Source organism: Mesorhizobium sp. M7A.F.Ca.ET.027.03.2.1 (assembly GCF_003999175.1).
Taxonomy (GTDB): Bacteria; Pseudomonadota; Alphaproteobacteria; order Rhizobiales; family Rhizobiaceae; genus Mesorhizobium.
On sequence record NZ_RZOM01000400.1, the window covers coordinates 1 to 5,042 of the forward strand.

At 61.5% G+C, this 5,042-nt stretch carries 4 protein-coding genes; 3 read left to right on the top strand and 1 reads right to left on the bottom strand.

What is annotated here, in order from left to right; translation table 11 throughout:
• On the top strand, positions 1–1,017 hold a 1,017-nt coding region (locus EN750_RS18090), incomplete at its 5' end, for an NAD(P)-binding domain-containing protein (protein ID WP_127397230.1).
• Between the two features lie 86 nt (positions 1,018–1,103).
• Here the strand turns inward: EN750_RS18090 and EN750_RS18095 are convergent.
• Positions 1,104–2,126 (bottom strand): substrate-binding domain-containing protein, encoded by a 1,023-nt coding sequence (locus tag EN750_RS18095; protein ID WP_127267792.1) that lies wholly within the window; start codon positions 2,124–2,126, stop codon positions 1,104–1,106.
• A gap of 363 nt (positions 2,127–2,489) precedes the next feature.
• On the opposite strand from EN750_RS18095, the gene EN750_RS18100 reads away from it, so the two are divergent.
• Complete coding sequence (locus tag EN750_RS18100) at positions 2,490–3,845, top strand: ABC transporter substrate-binding protein (protein WP_127397231.1); 1,356 nt, start codon at positions 2,490–2,492, stop codon at positions 3,843–3,845.
• A 226-nt stretch (positions 3,846–4,071) separates the two neighbouring features.
• The coding region (locus tag EN750_RS18105) for a sugar ABC transporter permease (RefSeq protein WP_145967752.1) at positions 4,072–5,042 on the top strand (971 nt) is incomplete at its 3' end.

Consider the following 5,042-nt stretch of genomic DNA (forward strand, 5'->3'; position numbering starts at 1 on the left):
ACCCTGACGCGCGACGAATTCGTCGCACTCCTCGAAGATTTCGCCAAGCGGCACAGCCTCCCTGTCGAACAGGATACTGCCGTGACCGAACTCGCCAGTGGACACAATAATGGCGAATATAGGCTAACCACTTCACGCGGCACAGTTTTGGCGCGGAACGTGGTGATCGCAAGCGGCGACCTGAATTGTCCGGTGCGCCCAATTTGGGCCGGTTCGCTGCCGCCCGGCCTCTGCCAGATCGATGCTTCCAATTACCGGAGCGCCGCCGATCTCGCTGATGGAGCGGTGCTGGTTGTCGGAGGCGGCCAGTCGGGTGGCCAGATCGCAGAGGACTTGGCAGAAGCAGGCCGAACGGTCTTCCTTGCCACAAGCCGGGTTGGAAGACTCTCTCGGAGCTACCGAGGTCGCCACATTATGATGTGGCTGGTCGAGAGCGGGTTTCTCGACGTGCGTCGAGAGGAGATAATCCGTCTTGCGGAACGCATTCCGGCTCGTGGTCTGCTTGGGGCAGAACGCACCATTAGCCTCCAAGCGCTCAGCGCCCGAGGTATCGTGCTGCTGGGCCGGTTCGCAGGCGTCGAGGAAGGCGGCCGCCTCTCGTTCGCCGACGATCTCGAAGCCCATATTCGTTTTGGGGATGAAGCCTCCGCCAACGTCAAACGCTATATCGACGAATATATCAGTCGCTCCGGAATCGATGCTCCCGTTTCGGAACCCGATCCTGCGGAGACTGTCGCGGCATATCTGCCGGACCCGACTATTCGTTCTCTTGATGTTGCCGTGTCCGGCATAACGACCGTGGTGTGGTGTACTGGCTTCCGGGGTGATTTCAGTTGGGTGAACCTCCCTGGGGTGCTCGACTCGCGGGGACGGCCCGTTCATGAGGATGGCGTGGCTGCGCAGCCAGGTATCTACTTCGCCGGCTTAGATTTCGCCTCCACGCGCAAATCGGGCATAATATTAGCGATTGCCGAGGAGGCGCACCGCCTTGTCGAACACATCGTCGGGCGTTCGTGACGGACTGGACACAGCCGATCCATGATTGGGTAAACCGGGTGTCGCGTCTCAACTCGGTTCCCGCAGAGCATGGGTTTGATCTCCAGCTACGCAGGCGCCCCCGCTACCGATCCCCTGACCACCAGGTCGACCGGCCAGACCTCGCCTCGCGCGCCCTCCTCCAGTCCTGAAATCCGCGCCGCCAGCCGCTCGGCGACACGGGCGCCGGCCAGACGAATCGATGAACGCGTCGTCGACAACGGCACCGAGAAATTCTCCGGCCTCAGCCAGGGGAAGACATCGTCATGGGCGATCAGCGAGACGTCGCTCGGAATGCTCAGGCCGAGGTCGCGTACGGCGCGCACGACGCCCAGCGCCATGATCAGGCTGGAGCAGGCGATCGCCGTCGGCGCGTCGTCCTCTTCCAGCAAACGCCTGGTGGCGCGATAGCCGTTCTCTTCGGTCATATCGACCGAGCAGACATGACGTTCGCTCAATGACAGTCCGCTCGCGGCGAGCGCCCGGCGCACGCCGCGTTCGCGATGGATGGCGAAGGTCTCGCGGTCGTCACCGTTGATCAACGCCAGCCGCCGATGACCGAGTTGGATCAGCAGCCTGGCCGCCTCGTGGAAGGCGCCCTCATTGTCGATGTCGGTAAAAGCATAGTCGAAGTCGAAGCCCTCACTGCGGCCATGGACGATGAAGGGAATGCCGAGCGTGTTGACCAGCGCCACGCGCCGGTCAGCGGGCCTTGGCGAGGAGATGTAGACGGCATCGACCTGCCTGTTGGCGACGATGCGCCGGTAGGTCGTCTCCTGGTCGTCGGCGTCGGCCGGCGACAGCACAAGGTCAAGCTCGTGCGAACGGGCATAGTCACCAAGGCCGGACAGGAACTCGACGAAATGCGGATCGATGTCGACCGACGCACCGGTCGGCAGGACATAGCCGATCATGCCGGTCTTGCCGGTCGCCAGCCGGCGCGCGCTCGGATTGGGACGATAGCCATGGCGCTTGGCGGCATCCATGACACGCCTGCGCGTCTCCTCGTTGACCTCGGGATAGCCGTTCAGCGCACGGCTTACCGTGGTTTGCGAAAGTGCCAGCATATGGGCGAGCTGCTTGAGGTTCACGAAAGGTCTCCATTCCCTCAAAGCGCTTTTAAATTGAATCGACCCAAGTGCCACCGGGGCCGCGCCATACCAAGCCGAACCATAGACGCGGTTCGGGCGTGTTTGAAACAAAAACTGCTGCTGCATCGCCATAATAGTATGTTGCAGCGCACTTTTAGGGGTGCAAATGCGCGAACCTAAATCGATTAATCCGCCGGCCTCTTGACTTCCCAGCAATTCAATGGCGTGATCGAGAAAGCCAAAGCGCTTTGGAAGACTCTTCGAAAGGTTGCGGTTCCTTTCCGACTGAGTCACAGTCCTGCGGCGTCGGCGGGCGGAATGGAGGTTCCGTCCGGTGTGTGAGACCCACTGGGAGGAATACCGATGAAGAAAATGCTTTTGCTGGGTGCTGCGTTTGCCACGTTCGCCCTGAACGCGCCCGCGCAGGCCGAACTGAAGTTCAAGCCCGGCGAAGACAAGCGCTTCAACTGGGCGAACTACGAAGAGCTCAAGAAAGTCGACCTCAAGGGTGAGACGCTGTCGATCTTCGGACCGTGGCGCGGCGAGGACGAAGCCCTGGTGCGTGGCGTTCTCGACTATTTCTCGGAAGCCACCGGCGTCGAGATCAAATACTCCTCCTCGGAGAATTACGAGCAGCAGATCGTCATCGACACGCAGGCCGGCAGCCCGCCGAACATCGCCGTGCTGCCGCAGCCGGGCCTCATCCAGGACCTGGCGTCGAAGGGCCTTTTGACGCCGCTCGGTGACGACACCGCCAAATGGGTCAAGGACAATTACGGTGCCGGCCAGTCATGGGTCGATCTCGGCACCTTTAAGGACAAGGACGGCAAGCCGGGCTTCTTCGCCTTCCCTTACAAGGCCGACGTGAAGTCGCTGGTCTGGTATTCGCCGGATAATTTCGAGGAAGCCGGCTACAAGGTGCCGAAGACGCAGGAAGAACTCGCCGATCTCGAAAAGAAGATCATCGCCGATGGCGGCAAGCCGTGGTGCATCGGCCTCGGCTCCGGCGGCGCCACCGGCTGGCCGGCGACCGACTGGGTCGAAGACCTGATGCTGCGCACCCAGCCTCCGGAGGTCTACGACAAATGGGTGAAGAACGAGATCCCGTTCAACGATCCGGCGGTGGTCAACGCCATCGACATTTTCGGTAAGATCGCGACCGACGACAAGATGGTCGACGGCGGCGCCAAGGCGGTCGCGGCGACCGATTTCCGCGACAGCCCGAAGGGCCTCTTTTCGGTGCCGCCGAAATGCTACCTGCACCACCAGGCATCGTTCATTCCGACCTTCTTCCCGGAAGGCACCAAGGTCGGCCAGGACGCGGACTTCTTCTACTTCCCGCCTTATGCCTCCAAGCCTGAACTGGGCACGCCCGTGCTCGGCGCCGGTACGCTGGCGATGATCACCAAGGACAGCAAGAGCGCGCGCGCATTCATCGAATTCCTGAAGATGCCGCTCGCCCACGAGATCTGGATGGCCGAAGGCGGCTTCGTGACGCCGCTCAAGTCGGTCAACAAGGATGCCTATGCCAGCGACGCGCTGAAGAAGCAGGGCGAAATCCTCGCCAATGCCTCGACTTTCCGCTTCGACGGTTCCGACCTGATGCCCGGCAAGATCGGCGCCGGCGCCTTCTGGACCGGCATGATCGACTTGGTCGGCGGCAAGTCCGCACAGGACGTCGCCACCGACATCCAGAAGAGCTGGGACGCGATCAAGTAGCGGTCGGCACGTAAGCGACCACCGTTCTCGTACTGGATCCGGGCCGTACTGGCCCGGATCAGACGGCGGCCCGTGCCGCAGCCTTTCGTCATGAGCGCATTGACATGAAGCGCGATCGGCAATGTGCGCAAGCCGCCGATGACGCGCTCCAAACAACTGAATCGGCGCCTGGTCCCCGTCACCAAGGTCATTCCTTGTCGGGTCATGCGCAGGGGGAGAGGGACCCATGGCGGCTCAGATTTTCTCGGCCATAACAGTCATCATCGTCGGGGTCGGCGGTTGCGTCGCCTATTTCTGGGGCGCCAACAAACTGGTCGACCTGATATTCCCGTCACGCGGCGTCGCGGGTGCCGCGGCCATCGACAATCTGCGCCGGCAAGGGCTGGTCAGGCCATGGCTGTTCGTCGGCCCGGCGATGATCATCCTCACCATTTACCTGATCTATCCGGTGGTCGAGACGCTGCGGCTGTCGTTCCTCGATCGCAGCGGCATCAATTTCGTCGGCCTGGCGAACTATGAATGGGCGTTCGGCGATCGCGAGTTCCGCAACTCGATCCTCAACAACATCATCTGGCTGGCGGTCGTGCCGGCCGCCTGCACCTTCCTTGGGCTGATCATCGCCGTGCTCACCGACAAGATCTGGTGGGGCACGATCGCCAAGAGCCTGATCTTCCTGCCGCTGGCGATCTCCTTCGTCGGCGCCAGTGTGATCTGGAAATTCATCTACGAGTATCGGGGCGACGGCCAGACGCAGATCGGCATCCTCAACGCCATCATCCAGCATTTCGGCGGCCAGCCGCAGGTCTGGATATCGCTGCCGTTTTGGAACAATTTCTTCCTGATGATCATCCTGATCTGGATTCAGACCGGCTTTGCCATGGTCATCCTGTCTTCCGCCCTGCGCGGCATTCCCGAAGAAACGCTGGAAGCCGCCGTCATCGACGGCGCCAATCCGTTCCAGATCTTCTGGAAGATCATGGTGCCGCAGATCTGGGGCACCATCGCCGTGGTCTGGACCACGATCACCATCCTGGTGCTCAAAGTGTTCGACATCGTGCTGACCATGACCAACGGCCAGTGGAACAGCCAGGTGCTGGCCAACCTGATGTTCGACTGGATGTTCCGCGGCGGCGGCGATTTCGGCCGCGGCGCTACCATCGCCATCATCATCATGATTGCCGTCATTCCGATCATGGT